This window comes from Pseudomonas sp. WS 5071 (assembly GCF_012985765.1).
Classification (GTDB): domain Bacteria; phylum Pseudomonadota; class Gammaproteobacteria; order Pseudomonadales; family Pseudomonadaceae; genus Aquipseudomonas; species Aquipseudomonas lundensis_A.
In genome coordinates this window covers 63,406-81,145 of record NZ_JAAQWY010000015.1, presented here as the reverse complement: position 1 = coordinate 81,145, position 17,740 = coordinate 63,406, and the positions used below count along the sequence as shown (strand labels likewise).

21 protein-coding genes are annotated in these 17,740 nt (G+C 62.2%); 14 read left to right on the top strand and 7 right to left on the bottom strand.

Going from position 1 to position 17,740, the window contains the following annotated elements; genetic code table 11:
- Positions 1-8: 8 nt before the first annotated feature.
- The 13 genes from apeL to HBN61_RS11370 all read left to right on the top strand — a co-directional run bounded on the left by apeL (position 9) and on the right by HBN61_RS11370 (position 11,632).
- Positions 9-590, top strand: coding sequence for an ApeL family LolA-like protein (apeL, locus tag HBN61_RS11430; RefSeq protein WP_249275358.1), 582 nt, complete (start codon positions 9-11; stop codon positions 588-590).
- Entirely contained in the window at positions 580-2,892 is a 2,313-nt protein-coding gene (locus tag HBN61_RS11425) for an MMPL family transporter (protein WP_170046803.1), read from the top strand. The genes apeL and HBN61_RS11425 overlap by 11 nt, the downstream gene beginning before the upstream one ends.
- Positions 2,889-4,049 carry a sodium:proton antiporter gene (locus tag HBN61_RS11420; RefSeq protein ID WP_170046802.1) on the top strand — a complete coding sequence of 387 codons (1,161 nt, stop codon included), beginning with the start codon at positions 2,889-2,891 and terminating at the stop codon, positions 4,047-4,049. Before HBN61_RS11425 ends, HBN61_RS11420 begins: the two co-directional genes overlap by 4 nt.
- Positions 4,040-5,287 carry an NAD(P)/FAD-dependent oxidoreductase gene (locus HBN61_RS11415; RefSeq protein WP_094993665.1) on the top strand — a complete coding sequence of 416 codons (1,248 nt, stop codon included), beginning with the start codon at positions 4,040-4,042 and terminating at the stop codon, positions 5,285-5,287. The genes HBN61_RS11420 and HBN61_RS11415 overlap by 10 nt, the downstream gene beginning before the upstream one ends.
- On the top strand, positions 5,284-6,012 hold the full coding sequence (locus tag HBN61_RS11410) for a class I SAM-dependent methyltransferase (RefSeq protein WP_094993666.1): 729 nt from the start codon (positions 5,284-5,286) through the stop codon (positions 6,010-6,012). The genes HBN61_RS11415 and HBN61_RS11410 overlap by 4 nt, the downstream gene beginning before the upstream one ends.
- Before the next feature lie 59 nt (positions 6,013-6,071).
- Positions 6,072-6,536, top strand: coding sequence for a DUF3261 domain-containing protein (locus HBN61_RS11405; RefSeq protein WP_094993726.1), 465 nt, complete (start codon positions 6,072-6,074; stop codon positions 6,534-6,536).
- A complete protein-coding gene (locus HBN61_RS11400) occupies positions 6,533-7,720 on the top strand; it encodes a beta-ketoacyl-[acyl-carrier-protein] synthase family protein (RefSeq protein ID WP_169965894.1) in 1,188 nt (395 codons plus the stop codon). Before HBN61_RS11405 ends, HBN61_RS11400 begins: the two co-directional genes overlap by 4 nt.
- Positions 7,717-8,184, top strand: coding sequence for a hotdog family protein (locus HBN61_RS11395; RefSeq protein WP_170046801.1), 468 nt, complete (start codon positions 7,717-7,719; stop codon positions 8,182-8,184). The genes HBN61_RS11400 and HBN61_RS11395 overlap by 4 nt, the downstream gene beginning before the upstream one ends.
- Complete coding sequence (gene fabG / locus HBN61_RS11390; RefSeq protein WP_170046800.1) at positions 8,177-8,905, top strand: 3-oxoacyl-ACP reductase FabG; 729 nt, start codon at positions 8,177-8,179, stop codon at positions 8,903-8,905. Before HBN61_RS11395 ends, fabG begins: the two co-directional genes overlap by 8 nt.
- Positions 8,905-10,131 (top strand): beta-ketoacyl-ACP synthase, encoded by a 1,227-nt coding sequence (locus HBN61_RS11385; RefSeq protein ID WP_169965891.1) that lies wholly within the window; start codon positions 8,905-8,907, stop codon positions 10,129-10,131. The genes fabG and HBN61_RS11385 overlap by 1 nt, the downstream gene beginning before the upstream one ends.
- Before the next feature lie 19 nt (positions 10,132-10,150).
- Positions 10,151-10,591 carry an ApeA family protein gene (gene apeA / locus HBN61_RS11380; protein WP_169965890.1) on the top strand — a complete coding sequence of 147 codons (441 nt, stop codon included), beginning with the start codon at positions 10,151-10,153 and terminating at the stop codon, positions 10,589-10,591.
- 30 nt (positions 10,592-10,621) lie between these two features.
- Positions 10,622-11,068 carry an excinuclease gene (locus HBN61_RS11375; protein ID WP_169965888.1) on the top strand — a complete coding sequence of 149 codons (447 nt, stop codon included), beginning with the start codon at positions 10,622-10,624 and terminating at the stop codon, positions 11,066-11,068.
- Between the two features lie 384 nt (positions 11,069-11,452).
- Positions 11,453-11,632 (top strand): DUF6124 family protein, encoded by a 180-nt coding sequence (locus HBN61_RS11370; protein ID WP_170046799.1) that lies wholly within the window; start codon positions 11,453-11,455, stop codon positions 11,630-11,632.
- 1 nt (position 11,633) lies between these two features.
- On the opposite strand, the gene HBN61_RS11365 is transcribed toward HBN61_RS11370, so the two are convergent.
- The gene (locus HBN61_RS11365; protein ID WP_094993673.1) at positions 11,634-12,533 is read right to left on the bottom strand and encodes a LysR family transcriptional regulator; all 900 of its coding nucleotides are present in this window, start codon (positions 12,531-12,533) and stop codon (positions 11,634-11,636) included.
- A 169-nt stretch (positions 12,534-12,702) separates the two neighbouring features.
- Between HBN61_RS11365 and HBN61_RS11360 the strand changes: the two genes are divergently transcribed.
- Positions 12,703-13,935, top strand: coding sequence for an MFS transporter (locus tag HBN61_RS11360; RefSeq protein WP_524539077.1), 1,233 nt, complete (start codon positions 12,703-12,705; stop codon positions 13,933-13,935).
- On the opposite strand, the gene HBN61_RS11355 is transcribed toward HBN61_RS11360, so the two are convergent.
- From HBN61_RS11355 to gspH, 6 genes are read right to left on the bottom strand one after another with little or no spacing between them, the layout of a single operon-like run.
- Entirely contained in the window at positions 13,922-14,377 is a 456-nt protein-coding gene (locus tag HBN61_RS11355) for a type II secretion system protein M (RefSeq protein ID WP_094993675.1), read from the bottom strand. The two genes, HBN61_RS11360 and HBN61_RS11355, sit on opposite strands and share 14 nt — an antisense overlap.
- On the bottom strand, positions 14,374-15,480 hold the full coding sequence (gene gspL, locus HBN61_RS11350; RefSeq protein WP_170046798.1) for a type II secretion system protein GspL: 1,107 nt from the start codon (positions 15,478-15,480) through the stop codon (positions 14,374-14,376). The genes HBN61_RS11355 and gspL overlap by 4 nt, the downstream gene beginning before the upstream one ends.
- On the bottom strand, positions 15,477-16,337 hold the full coding sequence (locus HBN61_RS11345) for a type II secretion system protein GspK (RefSeq protein WP_094993677.1): 861 nt from the start codon (positions 16,335-16,337) through the stop codon (positions 15,477-15,479). The genes gspL and HBN61_RS11345 overlap by 4 nt, the downstream gene beginning before the upstream one ends.
- Positions 16,334-16,897: a type II secretion system protein GspJ gene (locus HBN61_RS11340; protein WP_170046797.1), complete on the bottom strand. Its 564-nt coding sequence runs from the start codon at positions 16,895-16,897 to the stop codon at positions 16,334-16,336. Before HBN61_RS11340 ends, HBN61_RS11345 begins: the two co-directional genes overlap by 4 nt.
- Positions 16,887-17,258 carry a type II secretion system minor pseudopilin GspI gene (gene gspI, locus HBN61_RS11335; protein WP_169965875.1) on the bottom strand — a complete coding sequence of 124 codons (372 nt, stop codon included), beginning with the start codon at positions 17,256-17,258 and terminating at the stop codon, positions 16,887-16,889. The genes HBN61_RS11340 and gspI overlap by 11 nt, the downstream gene beginning before the upstream one ends.
- The gene (gspH, locus tag HBN61_RS11330; protein WP_170046796.1) at positions 17,255-17,737 is read right to left on the bottom strand and encodes a type II secretion system minor pseudopilin GspH; all 483 of its coding nucleotides are present in this window, start codon (positions 17,735-17,737) and stop codon (positions 17,255-17,257) included. The genes gspI and gspH overlap by 4 nt, the downstream gene beginning before the upstream one ends.
- Positions 17,738-17,740 lie beyond the last annotated feature (3 nt).

The window sequence follows — 17,740 nt, the reverse complement described above, 5'->3', positions numbered from 1 at the left end:
GTCTCTGCATGCTGTTCACTGCATTGCTGGCCTTCACCCCTCTGGCCCACGCCTTCGACCTGCAACAGCTGAGCGAGCAACTGGCCAGGCACCCCGTGATCCACGGCGACTTCATTCAGGAAAAGCACCTGCGCGCCCTGCCCAAGCCCCTCACCAGCACCGGCACCTTTGTGCTGGCCAAGGACCACGGCCTGCTGTGGCAACTCAAATCGCCTTTGCAACAGGATTACCGCATCACAGCCCTCGGCATCGCGCGGCGTGAGGGCACGCAGTGGCAAATGCTCCCCGGCAAAAGCGCGGGGGCGGAACAGAACCGATTGTTCCTCGCTGTGTTGCAAGGCGACAGCAGCGGCCTGCAACGGGATTTCGACCTGCAACTGCACGGCCAAGCCGATCACTGGAGCCTGACCCTGACCCCGCGTTCACTGCTGCTCAAACAGGTGTTCAACCACATCGACATCCAAGGCGGCAAACTGGTCCAGCGCATCGAGCTGCATGAAACCCAAGGCGACAGCACGCTGTTGAAAATGCTCAACAGTGTCAGCGATCAACCGTTGAGTGAAGCGGAGCAGCACGACTTTGCGCAGTGAACGCTGGTTGCCACGGGGCTTTTTGATTCTGTTGCTGGCCGTGCTTGCTGTGGCGGGCTGGCAGTGGCGCCATGGCGCGCCTTTGTCGACCAACCTCATGGCACTGGTGCCCGGTGACGCCCCGGACGCGCTGCAATTGCGCGCCGAACAGCGCATGCAAGAGCCGCTGAACAGCGAAATGCTGGTGCTGGTGGGCAGCGCGGACCGTCAGCAGGCCATTAGCATGGCCCAGCAGTTGGGTGAGCAATGGCAGGCCAGCGGGCTGTTTGAAACGGTGCAATGGAACCTGCAAGCCGATCTCCCGGCGCTGCGCGAACAACTGCTGCGCGGGCGGCTGGCGATGCTCTCGGCCGCCGACCGCGAACAGTTGATCGAGCACCCGGACGCGTTTATTCAGCAACGGGTTCAAGCCTTGTTCGACCCCTTCACCGGGTTCAGCCTGGTGCCCAGCCAGGACGATTGGCTGGGCCTGACCGGGCGTATTCAAAACAGCCAGCCGCAGCGCGGCGCGGTGCAGCTGGACATCGGCAGCGGCGCGCTGATTGCTGATGCGGACGACAAAAGCTGGGTGCTGGTGCGCGCCCGAACCCAAGGCAACGCGTTTGACATGACGCTGCCCTTGCAAGTCGCCGCCTTGCTGGAGCACAGCCGCGAGCAGGCCGCCACACAACAGGTCGAGCTGCTGGCGGCCAGCGGTTTGCTGTACGCCGCCAGCGGTCAGCAACAAGCCACCCGTGAGATCACCTGGGTCGGCGGCGGCGCCACCGCCGGCATCCTGCTGCTGTTACTGCTGGCCTTCCGCCGCTGGCGCGTGTTGCTGGCGTTCGTGCCGGTGATGGTGGGCATGCTGTTCGGTGCCGTGGCCTGCGTGGCCTTTTTCGGCAGCATGCACGTGATGACGCTGGTGTTGGGCTCAAGCCTGATCGGCGTGGCGGTGGATTACCCGCTGCATTACCTGTCCAAAAGCTGGAGCCTGAAACCCTGGCGCAGCTGGCCTGCCCTGCGCCTGACGTTACCCGGCCTGAGCCTGAGCCTGGCCACCAGTTGCATCGGTTATCTGGCGCTGGCCTTTACCCCGTTTCCGGCACTGACCCAGATCGCCATTTTTTCTGCCGCCGGGCTGATCGGTGCTTACCTGAGCGCTGTTTGCTTGTTGCCTGCTTTGCTCAAAGGCGTGGAACTGCGACCTGCGCAGTGGCCCCTCAACGTCGCCCAGACCCTGCTCAACGCCCGTGAAGCCTTGCTGAAAAAGATCCCGACCCCGGCCCTGCTGGCCGTGTTGCTGATGTTTTGCGCGGCCGGTCTGTGGCAACTGAACAGCAAAAACGACATCCGCCAATGGGTCGGCGCGCCGCCGTCGTTAATGGCCCAAGCCCAAGCCATCGCTCGCATCACCGGGTATCAGCCCACCAGCCAGTTCTTTCTGGTGCGCGCCGACACGGAGCAACAACTGCTTGAGCGCCAGACCGCGCTCAGCGAACGGCTCGACCAATTGATCAGCATGGGCAAGTTGCAGGGGTATCTGGCATTAAACCAACTGGTCAGCCAGCCCCGCGAGCAACAGCAGGTAAAGGCTGCGCTCAGTGCGTTGCCCCAACACTGGCAGCCGTTGCTGGAACTGGGCGTGCCGCTGGCTGCACTGCAAAACGAACTGGCCCAGCTGCAAGCCTTGCCCGAGCAACGTATCGACGATGCACTGAGCGGCCCGCTGGCCGAGCCGTGGCGCTTGTTGTGGCTGGGGCATCACGCTGATGGCGTGGCCGCGATGGTCAGCCTACAAGGGTTGAACAATGCCATCCTGCTGCGGGTACAAGCCCAGGATTTGCCCGGCGTCGAACTGGTGGACCGCCTCGGGGACTTGAACAAGGTGTTCGCCGCCACGCAACTCAGCGCCGCCGAACTCAAGCTGTTGTCTTGCGCCTTGATCGTGTTGTTACTGATCGCACCGTTCGGGTTTGGCGGCGCTGTGCGCATTGTCGCCTTGCCCCTATTGGCCGCGCTGTGCAGCCTCGCCAGCCTCGGTTGGCTGGGCCAACCCCTAACCCTGTTCAGCCTTTTCGGCCTGTTGCTGGTGACAGCAATCAGCGTCGATTACGCGATTCTGATGCGCGAGCAAATCGGCGGCGCGGCCGTCAGCCTGCTCGGCACGTTACTGGCGGCGCTGACAACGTGGCTCTCGTTTGGCTTGCTGGCCGTGTCCAGCACGCCTGCCGTGAGTAACTTTGGCCTGTCAGTGAGCCTGGGGCTGGCGTTCAGTTTCATCCTCGCGCCGTGGGCCGGACGTCAGGAGCACAACGCGTGATGACGCTGGTGTTTTGGCTGCTGGCGTTGGCGTTGTTTGCGCTGGCAACCCGCGTGGGTCGCCAGTTTGGTGTGATCCCGATTGTCAGCCAGTTGCTGCTGGCATCCATCGGCTTGCCGTTATTGATGCTGCTGTGGATCGGACCGCACTGGCACCTCAGCGGGGCGCAACTGGTCGCCCCGACCTGGCTCAAGGGCCTGTACAGCCTGAGTTTCGCCTTATTGCTGGGGCACATTTTGAGCGACGTGATCGACCTGCGCCTCGACCGCCAAAGCGTGAAGATCGCCCTGCCCAGCTTTCTCGTGCCCTTCGCCTGCGGGCTGGCCTGCGCCGTGTGGCTGTTGCCTGAACAACCCTGGTTGAGTTCGCTGGCCGTGGGTCTGGTGTTTGCCATTACTGCCATCCCGGTGCTGTACCTGTACCTGCGCCACATCGGTTATCCGCCCGCCGCCACCCGGCGATTGGTGCAAAGCGCAATCTTGATCGACCTCACGTGCTGGACCCTGTTCGGGCTGGCGCAAGGCAGTCTGGACCTCGGCAGTTTGCTGCTGCCGCTCGCCGGGGCCTTGCTGCCGCTGCTAGGGCGCGCCCTGCGGATTCGTCAGCCGTTGTATTACAGCCTGGTTTTTTTTGCCGGGTTGGTGGTGGCCGAGCATTACCGCCTCAATGCGCTGATTTTCGGGGTTGGCTATCTATTGTGCATGGCTGCGCTCAAGGTGCCGCTGGTGATGCCGTTAAACGCTGTCTGGCGTGAACGTTTACAAACCTGGCTGGCGATCCCGCTGATTCTTACGTTCGGCATTGTGCAGATCAACGTCCACAGTGCCCTGAGCAACATCAGCCCGCTGCAAATGAGCGCCCTGTTGCTGTTGCCCGTGGTGAGCAAAGTACTGGGCAACTGGCTGGGCCTGAGTTGGGCCACGCCCTCGTTTGCCGGTGCCAGCCGCTGGCGTGAAAGCCTGTTACTGAACATTCGCGGGTTGAGCGAAATCGTGTTTCTCAACCTGCTGTTGCAACAACAGCTCATTAGCCCCGCGCTGTATTTCGCGCTGATGCTGATGGGCCTGATCGCCACGCTGTTACCGGCGTTGGCGGGTATGAATAAAACCCCGTTGAAGTCTGCCGTAACCCCCGGCAAGGAGCCCTTGTGTCAGTAGTAGAAATGGAACGTCGTCAGGTTGTGGTCATTGGTGCCGGGCCGTCCGGCGCGATCGCCTCGGCTTTGCTCACGCGCAAAGGCCACGACGTGTTGATCGTCGAGCGCCAGCACTTTCCGCGCTTCTCCATCGGCGAAAGCCTGTTGTCGCATTGCATCGATTTCATCGAAGAAGCGGGCATGCTGGACGCCGTGCAAGCCGCTGGTTTCCAGGTGAAAAACGGCGCGGCGTTCGCTTGGGGCGATCAGTACAGCGCCTTCGATTTTGGCGACACGTTCAGCAACGGCAAACCCACGACGTTTCAGGTGCAGCGTGCCGATTTCGACAAACTGCTGGCCGATCAGGCCGCGTTGCAAGGGGTTGAGATCCGCTACGGCCACACCGTGATTGCCACCGACATTGAACCGGTCAAACCCGTGCTGGAGATCGAGCGCGAGGATGGCAGCCGCTATCAGGTCGAAACCGATTTCATCCTCGACGCCAGCGGCTATGGCCGGGTGCTGCCGCGCCTGCTCGACCTTGAAGCACCGTCCAATTTCCCGGTGCGTCAGGCGGTGTTCACCCACGTCGAAGACCGTATCGATTGCGAAGGTTTTGATCGCAACAAAATTCTCGTCACCACCCACCCCACCCGACGCGACATCTGGTTCTGGAGCATCCCGTTCAGCAATGGCCGCTGCTCGGTGGGCGTGGTCGCGGCGGCGGAGCTTTTCGAAGGCCGCAGCGAGCAGCTCGACGAGCGCCTGCGCAGCTTCATTGACGAAACCCCGAGCCTGCAACGGGTGCTGGCCAACGCCGTGTGGGACACCCCGGCGCGCACCATCGGCGGGTACTCGGCCAACGTCAAAACCCTGCACGGCCCGGGTTTTGCGCTGCTGGGCAACGCCGCCGAGTTCCTCGACCCGGTGTTCTCCTCGGGCGTGACCATCGCCATGCGCTCGGCGAGCATGGCCGCAGCCGTGTTGCACCGCCAGTTGCAAGGCGAAGCCGTGGACTGGCAAACCGAGTTTGCCGACCCGCTCAAGCGCGGCGTCGACACCTTCCGCTGCTATGTCGAAGGCTGGTACGCCGGCACCTTTCAGGACGTGATTTTCCACCCCGGCAGCTCGCCCCAGATTCGCCGCATGATCAGCGCGATACTGGCCGGCTACGCCTGGGATGAACGCAACCCCTTTGTCAGCGAACCCAAGCGCCGGTTGCGCATGCTGTCAGATATCTGCGCCACGGAGCCCGCATGAAACCTCTGAGCGACACCTACGTTGAAGAAACCCGTTTCGGCTTTTGGTTTTTGCGCAGTCACACGTGGCAGCACCACGTGTTGCGCGTGGCCATCAACGACTTGTGCAGCCTCTTCAGTAACGAGCTGCCATCTGCGCCGGTGTTGCTTGACGCCGGTTGTGGTCAGGGCAAGTCGTTCCAGTACCTGCAAAAAACCTTCGCACCCCAGCGTTTGATCGGTCTGGATGCCGACCCGCTGAGCCTTGAAATGAGCCGCGAAGAAGCCAAAAGACAGGGGCTAGACATCGAACTGATCGGCAGTGACTGCGCCGAACTCGACATGCCCGATGCCAGCGTCGACCTGCTGTTCTGTCACCAGACGTTTCACCACTTGGTGCAGCAGGACCGCGCACTGGCCGAGTTTTACCGGGTGCTCAAGCCGGGCGGTTATTTGCTGTTTGCCGAGTCCACCGAAGCCTACATCGACACCTGGGTGATCCGCTGGCTGTTCCGCCACCCGATGCACGTGCAAAAAAGTGCCGCGCAATACCTCGAAATGATCCGCGACCAAGGGTTTGAATTTGACGCGCGCAACGTGTCGTACCCGTACCTGTGGTGGAGCCGTTCAAAAGATTTCGGGCTGCTGGAGCGCTTGGGCCTGCGGCGCCCAAAACCGGTGGGCCAGCGCGAAGAAACCCTTGTCAACGTCGTGGCGCGCAAGCCCTTGCAAGGCGCACCGGCATGATGGATGCCTGCGTTGCCGTGGCGGCCTCAGGTCGCAACAGGCTGTTGCTGTCACTCTGGATGTGCCTGCTGCTGTTGCTCAGCGGGTGCAGCACCCTGCCGCTTCCCCGTCAAACCCCGACCCTGACGCTGCCGATGCAGTTGCATGTGCAGCGCCAGCAGGCCGATCAGCGTCAAGACTGGCTGCTGGTGATCCAGCAGGAAGACGCCGGGCTGCGCTGGTCATTGATGGACCCGCTGGGGATTCCGCTGGCACGTCAGTTGCTCAAGGACAACCGCTGGCACGCCGACGGCTTGCTGGCGCCCAACCCTGAAGCCAGGGAGCTGTTCGCCGCGCTGTTGTTTGCGCTGACCCCCGCCCACGAATTGAAACGTAATTATCCACAGGCCAACGCCATGTCCAATGTGCGCGTGCTGACCCACCGCTGGCAGATTCAATACGAGCAGCCGCAGGTGTTGCGTATCGATACCCGGGACGGTGTGTATTACGACATCAGTCCACTGGATGACGAGGCCGCCCGATGACCGCCTACCTGAATGCATTGGGCGTTATTTGCGCGCTGGGTCGTGGTCAGGACGAGGTGGCACGCAACCTGTTTGCCGGGGAGTGCAGTGGCATGCAACGCGAAAGCGGCTGGGTGCCGGGGCGCTCGCTGACCGTGGGCGCGGTGCACGGCGCGCTGGCGCCGATCCCGAGCGGTCTTAACCCGCAAAGCAGCCGCAACAACCAGTTGTTGCTCGAAGCCGCGTTGCAGATTGAAGATGACATCCGGCAAGCGATCCGCACCTATGGCCCTGACCGCGTGGCCATTGTGCTGGGCACCAGCACGTCGGGCATCGATGAAGCCAGCCGCGGCATCGCCCACTACCTGCAAACGCAGCACTTCCCCGGCGATTACGATTATCAGCAGCAAGAGCTCAGCGCCCCGGCGACCTTTTTGGCCGAGTGGCTGAACGTCAGCGGCCCCGCCTACGTGATTTCCACCGCCTGCACCTCCAGCGCCCGCGCCCTGATGAGCGCGCAGCGGCTGCTGGACATGAACCTGTGTGACGTGGTGCTGTGCGGCGGCGTCGACAGCTTGTGCGCGCTAACCCTCAATGGCTTCAGTGCGCTGGAAGCGGTGGCGCAAGAACGTTGCAACCCGTTTTCGATCAACCGGCGCGGCATCAATATCGGTGAAGCTGCTGTGCTGTTTGTGATGAGCAAGCAACCCGCGAAGACCCACGCCATCGCCCTGCTGGGCGCGGGCGCCAGTTCTGACGCGCACCATATTTCCGCGCCCGAACCCACCGGGCGCGGCGCCGTGCAGGCCATGCGCACAGCCTTGAACCGGGCGCAGTTGCAGCCGCAACACATCGGTTACCTCAACCTGCACGGCACCGCAACCCAACACAATGACGCGATGGAAAGCCATGCCGTAACGCAGGTGTTCCCTGACGGCGTGCCCTGCTCATCGACCAAACCCATGACCGGCCATACCCTCGGTGCCGCCGGTGCCCTGGAAGCCGCGTTCTGCTGGCTGAGCCTGAGCCGCCACAATGCGTTGGCGCCGCACGTGTGGGACGCCCAACCCGACCCGGCACTGCCAGCCCTGAGCTGGGTGACGCCCGGCCAGACCCTGACGTGTGCCACTAAGCGCTGCCTGATGAGCAATTCGTTTGCCTTCGGCGGCAACAACGTCAGCCTGATTATCGGAGACGCCCCATGATCGATTGGCCGCTCGCCGACTTACTGCCCCACGCCGGTGACATGATCCTCATTGATCAGGTGCTGGCATTTGATCAAGAACAGATCCGCACCCGCCTCACCGTGCGCGCGGGCGGCTTGTTCAACCGTGAAGACGGCAGCCTGCCCGCCTGGGTCGGCGTCGAACTGATGGCGCAAAGCGTGGCTGCCTACGCCGGTTGCCGTGCACGCCTGCTGGGCGACCCGGTCGTGCTGGGCTTTTTGCTCGGTACACGCAAATTTGAATGCAATGTTGAGCACTTCCCGCTGGGCGCCGAGCTGCATATCCACGCGCTGCGCTCGCTGGAAGACGACAACGGCATGGGCGTGTTCGAGTGTCACCTCACCGGCCCCGGCATCCATGCCACCGCCCGCCTGAACGTGTTCCGGCCGCCTCAGGCTGACCATTACCTTGCTCAATCCACCTCGGAGACCCGTCATGTCTGAGTCCATTCTGGTCACTGGCTCCAGCCGTGGCATCGGCCGCGCCATCGCCTTGCGTCTGGCACACGCCGGTTTCGACCTGGTGCTGCATTGCCGCAGTGGCCGCCAGCAAGCTGATGCCGTGATGGCAGAGGTTCAAGCCTTGGGCCGCACTGCCCGCGTGTTGCAATTTGATGTAGCGGACCGTGCGGCCTGCAAGGCCGCGCTCGAAACCGACGTCGAGATCCACGGCGCCTATTACGGCGTGGTGCTCAACGCCGGGTTGACCCGTGACGGCGCGTTTCCTGCCCTCAGCGAGGACGACTGGGACGTGGTGATGCGCACCAACCTCGACGGTTTTTACAACGTGTTGCACCCGGTGATGATGCCCATGATCCGCCGCCGCAAAGCAGGACGCATTGTGTGCATCACCTCCGTGTCGGGCCTGATCGGCAACCGCGGGCAGGTCAATTACAGCGCCTCCAAGGCCGGGCTGATCGGTGCCGCCAAGGCCCTCGCCATTGAACTGGGCAAACGCAAGATCACCGTCAACTGCGTCGCGCCGGGGTTGATCGACACCGCCATGCTCGACGAAAACGTCCCCGTAGAAGAATTGATGAAAATGATCCCCGCACAACGCATGGGCACCCCGGAAGAAGTCGCGGGGGCGGTCAATTTTCTGATGTCCGCCGAAGCGGGCTACATCACCCGCCAAGTGCTGGCCGTCAACGGAGGCTTGTGCTGATGAAGCGCGTTGTAGTCACTGGCATGTCCGGTATCACCTCGCTGGGCAGCGACTGGGCCAGCATCGAGGCCAACTTCGTGGCCGGGCGCAGCGGCATCCGGCGCATGGACGAGTGGGACCGGTTCACCGAACTTAACACCCGCCTGGCCGGCCCCATTGATGACTTTGCGGTGCCTAAACACTGGACCCGCAAACAGCTGCGCAGCATGGGCCGGGTGTCGCGGCTGGCCGTGGGCGCGGCCGAACAGGCGTTGCAGGACGCAGGGTTACTGGGCAACCCCATCATTCGCGACGGGCGCATGGGCGTGGCATGCGGGTCGTCCACCGGCAGCACTGACGAGATCAAGGCGTTCGGCAACATGCTGCTCAACTCCGTGGCCGAGGGCCTGAACGCCAACAGCTACGTGCGCATGATGCCGCACACCACGGCGGCCAATATCAGCATCTTTTTTGGCCTCACCGGGCGCCTGATCCCGACCTCCAGCGCCTGCACCAGCGGCAGTCAGGGCATCGGCTACGCCTACGAGGCGATCAAGTTCGCACGTTTGCCGCTGATGCTCGCCGGCGGCGCCGAAGAGCTGTGCCCGACCGAAGCCATGGTGTTCGACGCGCTGTACGCCACGAGCCTGAAAAACGACGCCCCGCAGACCAGCCCGCGGCCCTACGACAATGGCCGCGACGGGCTGGTGATCGGGGAAGGCGGCGGCATGCTGGTGCTCGAAGAACTGGAACACGCGCTGGCGCGTGGTGCGCACATCCACGCTGAAATCGTCGGCTTTGGCAGCAACGCCGACGGCCAGCACACCACGCGCCCGGAAGTCAGCACCATGCGCCGGGCGATGGAACTGGCGCTCGAAGACGCAGGCCTGGACGCCGCAGCTATCGGCTACGTCAACGGCCATGGCACCGCCACCGAACAGGGCGACATTGCCGAAACCCTGGCCACCCATGAACTGTTCGGGGCGCGCATGCCCATCAGTTCGCAGAAGAGTTTTCTGGGCCACACCCTGGGCGCCTGTGGCGCGCTGGAATCGTGGTTCAGCATCGAAATGATGAACCGCGACCGCTACGTCCCGACCCTCAATCTGGACCACATCGACCCGCGTTGTGGCGAGCTGGATTACCTGCGCGGCGAGTTCCGTTCGATGCGCAACGATTACGTGATGAACAACAACTTTGCGTTCGGCGGGGTCAACACGTCGTTGATTTTCCGTCGCTGGGCGTGAACCCGCTGGAGCCAATGGAATGACTTATCTGTTACGCGCAACACTGATCGCCCTCGCCCTCTTGAGCACCGTGGCCTGCAGCAGCAAACGCCTGCTCACCCCGGACCGCACCCTGCCCGTGTCCATCCAGGCCGACCGGGCACAGGTGCAACAGGCCATCGTCAAAACGTTGGTGGCGCGCCAATGGACGGTGCAAAAAATCACCCCGCAAGGGGTGCAGGCGCAAATCACGGTGCGCGGCCAGTACCACGCTGAAATCGACATTCCCTACAGCGCCAACCATTACCGCATCCAGTACCGTGACAGCAGCGGCCTGGACTACAAGGACGGCAAAATTCACAAGAACTACATCCGCTGGGTGCGCCTGCTGGACAAGGGCATCCTGCGTGAACTCAAAGACCACCAAAACGAGCAGACAGCCCGAAAGCTGTCGGAATCGGCTTTGGCCACACCGCAGTAACGCACTCATCACGACGTCATGGAGACTTCAATGCAATTCAAAACTCTGGCAGCCGCCACCACCCTGCTGCTGTGCACCCTGCCTGCCGTCAGCCAGGCCCGCGACACCGCGCTGTACCTGCCCTTCGACCAGGTCGTGACCGAAGCCATCAGCACTGGCAAGATCGACGGCAGCGTCAAGTTCTACCTGGCCGGCAATACCCCGCGCGGCAACGTGACCGTGGTCAGCCCCGGCGCGGTGACCAACAAAAAGACCAACGCCTTCAACAAGAGCGACGAACAGGCCTGTTCGTGGGCCCTGCAATCAGCGCTGATCACGCTGCATGAGGCCGCGAAAAAAGTCGGCGCCAACGCTGTAACCAACATCGCCAGCTTCTACAAACGTAATGAGCGCAAAGACCCGAAAACCTACGAGTGCCATGCGGGCGCCGTGATTGCAGGTGTTGCGTTGAAAGGTGATCTGGCGAAGGTGAACTGAGCCTGGCTTTTTAGCGCGTAGCCGTCGAAGTGGTACGCAGGTGTGCGATCGATGCGCAATCGATCGCCGCTTCGTGCCTCGGCTGCGGGGGGGGTCGGAGGGGTTGTCGCTTTCCTTTGCAGGACGTTTCCTAGAGAATCCACGGGCCTTGCGTCTGTCTCTTTCGATCGATAGCCTCCGGTTCGTCATCCCCCATGGGTGACCGGACGTGCAAGTTCGAAATACGCAAATGTCACTTTCAGAAGCCCGATTTATGGCGGCTGTATGTGGGAGGTCTTTGGCCTGCCGGTTTGCGTTCCTCCGGTCTTGCACACCCGCATACAGCTGCCACCCTCTTTGTGTGCAAGCAAATGGCGTCAGCTCTTATCACTTAAGGAACTGCGCATGAACCACACCCCCGAATACGAACAACACCTCGAACACACCCACGAATTAGTGCGCTGCGCGCTTGCGACGGCGTACGCCTCGGCGGACAACCTGCAAGGCTTGAACCGCGATGTGGCGCTGGCGGTGGTGCACCTGATTCAACAAGCCCGAACGGCTGTGGATAAATTATTGGCGTGACTTATACCGGGGCCACGGTTTTGCGGGTCAGCAGGTCTGCGAACGCCTTGGCCATCGGTGACGGGTTGCCCTTGCGCTGCACCAGCCACACGGCGGTGTTGGCGTCCGGGTCCAGCAGTGGCCGGTAGACTACCCCTTTGATGCGCATGTGCTGGAACGACGCAGGTAACACCGAAACACCCAACCCTGCCGACACCAGCCCGATGATGGTCATGGCCTCGCCGGCTTCCTGGGAAAAATGCGGGCTGAACCCGGCCTGCCGCGCCAGGCTCAGGAGTTGCGCATACAACCCGCTGCCATAGCTGCGCGGGAAGAACACAAACGGCTCTTCGGCCAGCGCCGCCAGGTGCAACCCCTCTTCACTGCCATCGGCCAACGGGTGATCGGCACGGATCACGGCCACCAGCGGTTCGCGAAACAACTCCACGGCGTGCAGTGAATCGGGCAAGACCAACGGCCGCATCATGCCCACTTCGATGGATTCGTCCACCAACCCTTCGGCCACTTCGCGGCTGCTCATTTCCTTAAGGTTCAGGTGCACGGCCGGGAACGCTTGCCGGAAGGCAAAAATCGCCTGCGGAATGCTGGAACTGAACGGCGCCGATGAGGTGAAGCCGATCTTCAGTTCGCCCAGTTCTCCCAGTTGCGCACGCCGCGCAACGTCGGCCGCTTTGTCGACCTGTGCCAGCACCAAACGTGCCTCCTCCAGAAACAGCCGCCCCGCTTCACTGAGTTCAACGCGGCGGTTGGTGCGCTCAAACAGGCGGGCCCCCAGTTCCTGCTCCAGCGCCTGAATTTGCTGGCTCAGCGGCGGTTGCGAGATGCCCAGCACCTGAGCAGCGCGACCGAAGTGCAGCTCTTCGGCAACCGCGATGAAATAGCGCAAGTGACGCAGTTCCATACACCCTCCATTAAGTCGTAAAACCTATTAAACAGGTCGAATAATATATTGGAAAGAATCGTTAGCCACCTATATTCTTTTGCCATTGCCGCTCGGCTTTACCCGTTTTTTGAGGTCCCCCGTGAAAACTGCTGTCGCCCCTCTCGCCCACGAAGTCCGGCCTTCTGCGCTGGATGATGTTGTCGCTGAACTCAATGACGTGTTTATCGAAAAAGGCACCCCGATGTTTATGCGCACGGTACTGGCGCTGTTTTCGGGTGGGTTCGCGACGTTTGCGCTGTTGTATTGCGTGCAACCGATGATGCCGGTGCTGTCCCATGAATACGGCATCAACGCCGCGCAAAGCAGCCTGATCCTGTCGGTGGCGACTGCGATGCTGGCGATCGGCCTGCTGATTACCGGGCCAATTTCTGACGCCTTCGGGCGCAAACCGGTGATGGTGTTTGCGCTGTTTTCCGCGTCGATCTTTACCGTATTGAGTGCGCTGATGCCGACGTGGGAAGGCGTGCTCATCACGCGGGCATTGGTGGGGTTGTCGCTGAGCGGGCTGGCGGCCGTGGCGATGACGTACCTGAGCGAAGAAATCCACCCGCAGCACATCGGGCTGGCCATGGGCTTGTACATTGGCGGTAATGCCATCGGCGGCATGAGCGGGCGTTTGATCAGCGGCGTGCTGATCGATTTTGTCAGCTGGCACACGGCAATGCTGGTGATCGGCGGGCTGGCGATGGCAGCGGCGCTGGTGTTCGTAAAAATCCTTCCCGAATCGCGCAATTTCCGGCCACGGGCCATGAACCCGCGCAGCCTGCTGGACGGTTTCACCATGCACTTTCGCGATGCCGGTTTGCCGTGGCTGTTTCTCGAAGCCTTTCTGCTGATGGGCAGCTTTGTGACGCTGTTCAACTACATCGGTTATCGCTTATTGGCCGAGCCCTACAACATGAATCAGGCCGTGGTGGGCTTGCTGTCCATCGTGTATTTGTCAGGTATTTACAGCTCCGCCCAGATTGGCGCGCTGGCCGACAAATTGGGACGTCGCAAAGTGCTGTGGGCCGTGATTGTGCTGATGCTGGCCGGGATCGCCCTGACCTTGCTGGAGCCCATCGCGTTTGTCGTGATCGGCATGTTGCTGTTCACGTTTGGCTTCTTCGGCGCGCATTCGGTGGCCAGCAGCTGGATCGGCCGCCGCGCCACCAAGGCCAAAGGGCAAGCGTCGTCGCTGTACCTGTTCAGCTATTACGCCGGATCGAGCGTGGCCGGGACGCTGGGCGGGGTGTTCTGGCACATGGCGGGATGGAACGGAATCGGCCTGTTCATTGGCGGGCTGCTGGTGGTTGCACTGCTGGTGGCGCTGCACCTGGCGCGTTTGCCCGCCCTGCCGGGCAATATCAAACCCGCTTGATCACTAGCCGGGCTTCCAGGAGGCGGTCGCGTTTCTCCAGGTGCAGGCTCTGGAATTCAGCGCCTTCATGCTCAATACGCGCCAGCCAGGTGAGTAATACATCCGCCTCTGCGCTGACAGTGATGCGCAGCACCGCGGTATCCATCTCAAATTGTTGCACGTTCAACCCGGCAGCCACGGCGCTTTCACTGAGGCGGGTGGGCAGGGGTTGATCGGGTACCTTCATCGGCTTGACTGGCCGTGCGCGCTGTATTTCACCGGCCAGTGCGAGGTTTTTGTAATAGAGCGCCTGCGCCGTTTGCAGGCGCTGTTGCGACGGTTGCCACAGCCCGTACACAGCCAACACGCCCGACAGGAATACCGCCAGTGCCACACACAGTTGCCGGTCACGGCGCGGGAGTTGCTGCCACTGTCGCGCCCAATCACGCAGACGAGCCTTCATAAAACGTCCTCCAGTGTGAGTAAGGCTTGCACCCGGTTGCCTTGCTGACGGGCATTGCCCACGGTGATCGGCAGCGCGCTTTGCTCGCCCCGCTCACGCAACTGCTCAAGCTCGGCAAAGCTGGAGGCGGTGATGGTCAGGGCCCAGCCGCCATGCTCACGCCACTCAAGACGCTGAACGTCGACGCTGCTGGCGCCGATCACCTGTTCGGTCAAATGGGCCAGACGCGCCATGTGGCCGTCGGCTGGCGCGGCGCCCCGTTGCTGTAACCCTCTGAGCTGCGTGGACAACTCCTGGGTGCCGGTTTCGCCCGGGTACAACATTTTGAAGCGCTCTTCGCTCAGCGCGTACAGGCGGGCGGCCTGGCTTTCGAGGTAGCTGCTGCGGCCATGAATAAACCCCAGCGCAAGGGCGAACGTCAGCCCCAACGACACACAGATGTCGCGCCACGGCAGCGCGTGGGCGGCAGGACGAAATGGCCCTTGCAACAGGTTGATCGCCTCGCGGCCGGACGCACTCAGCAGCGTGTTGAGTGGGTCGCCCGGCAGTTCGATAAGGTCCACCGGTAACTCGGCTTTCACAGCTTTGAAGTCGTGATCAGAGAGCGCCAGCCTGAGATCAAGCGCACCGCCGACGAGCCAGCGGCCATTACAACGCGCAGCACACGCCTGCTCACGGGGCAGCATGTCGGCATCCACGCGCACGCAGGCGATGTGCAAACCCAGCGCCTGCAACTGATTGAGCAACGTGGTGAAGCGCTGTTTATGCGTCACCCACAAGGGGTAGCGGCGCTGCGCATCCATCGGGCCAACGACGATGTGCAGCACATCCAGGTCGTCAGCCAACTGTTCCTCGACGGCAAACGCCAGCGCCTGAAGGCCGGGCCGCCGCTTATTCGGCCAGGGCTCGGTCAGCAACCAGCTGCACATTTCCATCGGTACGATCAGTTGCACTGCGCTGTGCTGGAAAGCGGCGGCGGCTTCTTCCAGCAGGCCACGGCACACGGCTGTGTCGTCCTGCCAGAAGTGAACACAAGCGCGAGCCAAGTCGGTGGCGTCGCTGCGTGCAAAGTCCTCGGCGGAGAGGTAGAGCCAGCTGTTCATTCGTGGGGTTCGCTGTGTAGGGGCGCGAGAAAGCGTCGCTGCAAAAGACGCCATTGGCCGGTGGTGAGGTTGCGCGCTACGTCACTTTCCAGACGTAAACGGCTTTGTCCCAGACGCACGTGGGTGGTGATCCGAAACCGGTGACTGTCGATGCCCAGACCTGTGGCCTGAATGCCGAGCCCTCTGAGCGCCGGGGTAAAGGTGAAGTCTTCAACACTGGCATAGCCGTGTGCAGGCCGCTCAGCCACCAGACGGCGGGCCAGACCGGGGGTGATCCCCGTCAGGGAGGACAGCTGCGTGGCTGAAGCGGTGTTGACGTTGAGCCGTGCACCTTTGTCCAGCAGGGCGATCCAGGGTTGCATGCGCAATAACCACTGGGCATCGACACCCGGCACCTGACGCAACTGGCTGATGTCATTCAGGCTCAGGCCCTGAAAAGCGGTGGCCTCTATCACCGGGACCTTGAGCCGTTTTTGCAGACGCAGCCAGCGTTGGGCGCTCGCCTCGTCGGGCGGGCCCTTGGTCAGCAAAGAGGTGACGTTGAAGCGCCCGCTGAGGTCTTCGATTTCAACCTCGATCCGGCCCCCCTCAACGTTCAAGCCCGGCTTGCCCTGAGCCCAGGCTTGCCCGACCGCCACCGGCGACGCGGGATCGGGCAACAACGTACGCAAGCGCTCGCGGCCCCAGGCTTCGCCGGAGAAACCCAGCTGGCGCAACTGCAATTGATGGATCTGTTGGGCATTGCTGTGCAACGACAACCGCTGGCTGCGCAGCATCCCGGCCGTAATCAGCAAGGCCAGGCTCATGACCAGAAGCACCGTTATCAAGGCCACGCCTTGCTGGGCGTGGCGTTTCATTCACCCTCCGGCAGCAACATCACGCGGCGTACCTGCCCAAAGCGGCCCACGGACAACTGAAGTTCAAGGGCTTGCGGGGTCTTTTTTGCAAAGGTCTTGCTGGTAGGCCACGCGTTGCGCCAGCCGGTTTGGGTATCAAACAGGCGCCAGCGCACAGCGCGCACATCGCTCAACAGTTGCTGTTTTTGCACACCGGGCACGTCCACGCCCTGGCTGTAACGCCACAGCACACCCTGTTCAAGCCGGTAGCTGACGTCTTGCAATTCGCTGCGCGGCTGGCCCAGCGGATTGCGCCAATTACCACGGCGCAGGTTGAGCCGGTCGGGGTACAGCGTCAGGCCGGGCTGCCTGGCCGACGTGTGCACGTGCAACGCATCCCGTTCGATCAACGCCACCGCCCGTTGCAGGCTGCGCAACGCCTGTTCATGGGCATTGCTGGCGCGTTCGGCACGCACCACACCATCAAACAGGCGCCAACAGCCAATCCCCAGCAGGGTAAAAATGGCCATGGCTATGACCAGTTCGAGCAAGGTGAAACCTGCCTGCGTTTTAGGGCGCATCTTTCACCGCCAACCACTGCACGACGGACTGCATCACCTGTGAGCTGCCAACCGGGCTGACCTCCAGCTCAACCCGCCACAGCCCTGTGCCGGGCTCGCGGGCGATGCGCTGCTGCACGCGCCAGTCACGTTGTGCAAAATTCAGGGTGAGGACCGTTTGACCTTCTGTCAGCGGCTGCGGGTGCAGTTGCAAGTCGCTCAGGTGGTTGTCGGCCAACCAGGCGGCGAACAAGCGCGACTCGACCCGAGCGCTTTGCCCCAGCACATAGCTGCTGGCCGACATAATCGCGGCCGACAGGGTGGCAAAGATGGCAAGCGCAACCATGATCTCCAGCAAGGTGAAGCCTTTTTCCGCCTTCATGGCAGCGAGCCGTTGTCGTCAATGCGCGCGTCATTCAGACCGTCGCTGACGATGCTGCGCCAGCGGACCGGCGGGCTGTCGAAGTGCAAATCAAAGGCGGTATTTTCATCGCTGCTCAGCCATACCACGTGGGGCAACTGGGCGCTGTCGTTGAGGGGGTGATGCTGGCCTTCGAGGGTCAAGGCCAGTTGCACCCCTTGGGGCAGTTGCACGGCGGGTTGCAATGGCTGCCATTGTTCCTGCGTGAACGCCATCAACTGGTAAGCCTCCGGCTCCAGCCGCAGCCCGAACTCAAGCCCTTCAAGGACGGCTTTTTCACGCAGGCCGTGCATCAAATTCAACAGCACGTCAGCCTCTTGGCGCGCCAGGCGTGCGGTGTTGTCGCCCTGACTGATGTGCACCATCGATGCCATCACGCCGATCAACACAATGACCACCATCATTTCGATCAAGGTAAAGCCTGCCGCCGCGCGCCGCATGGC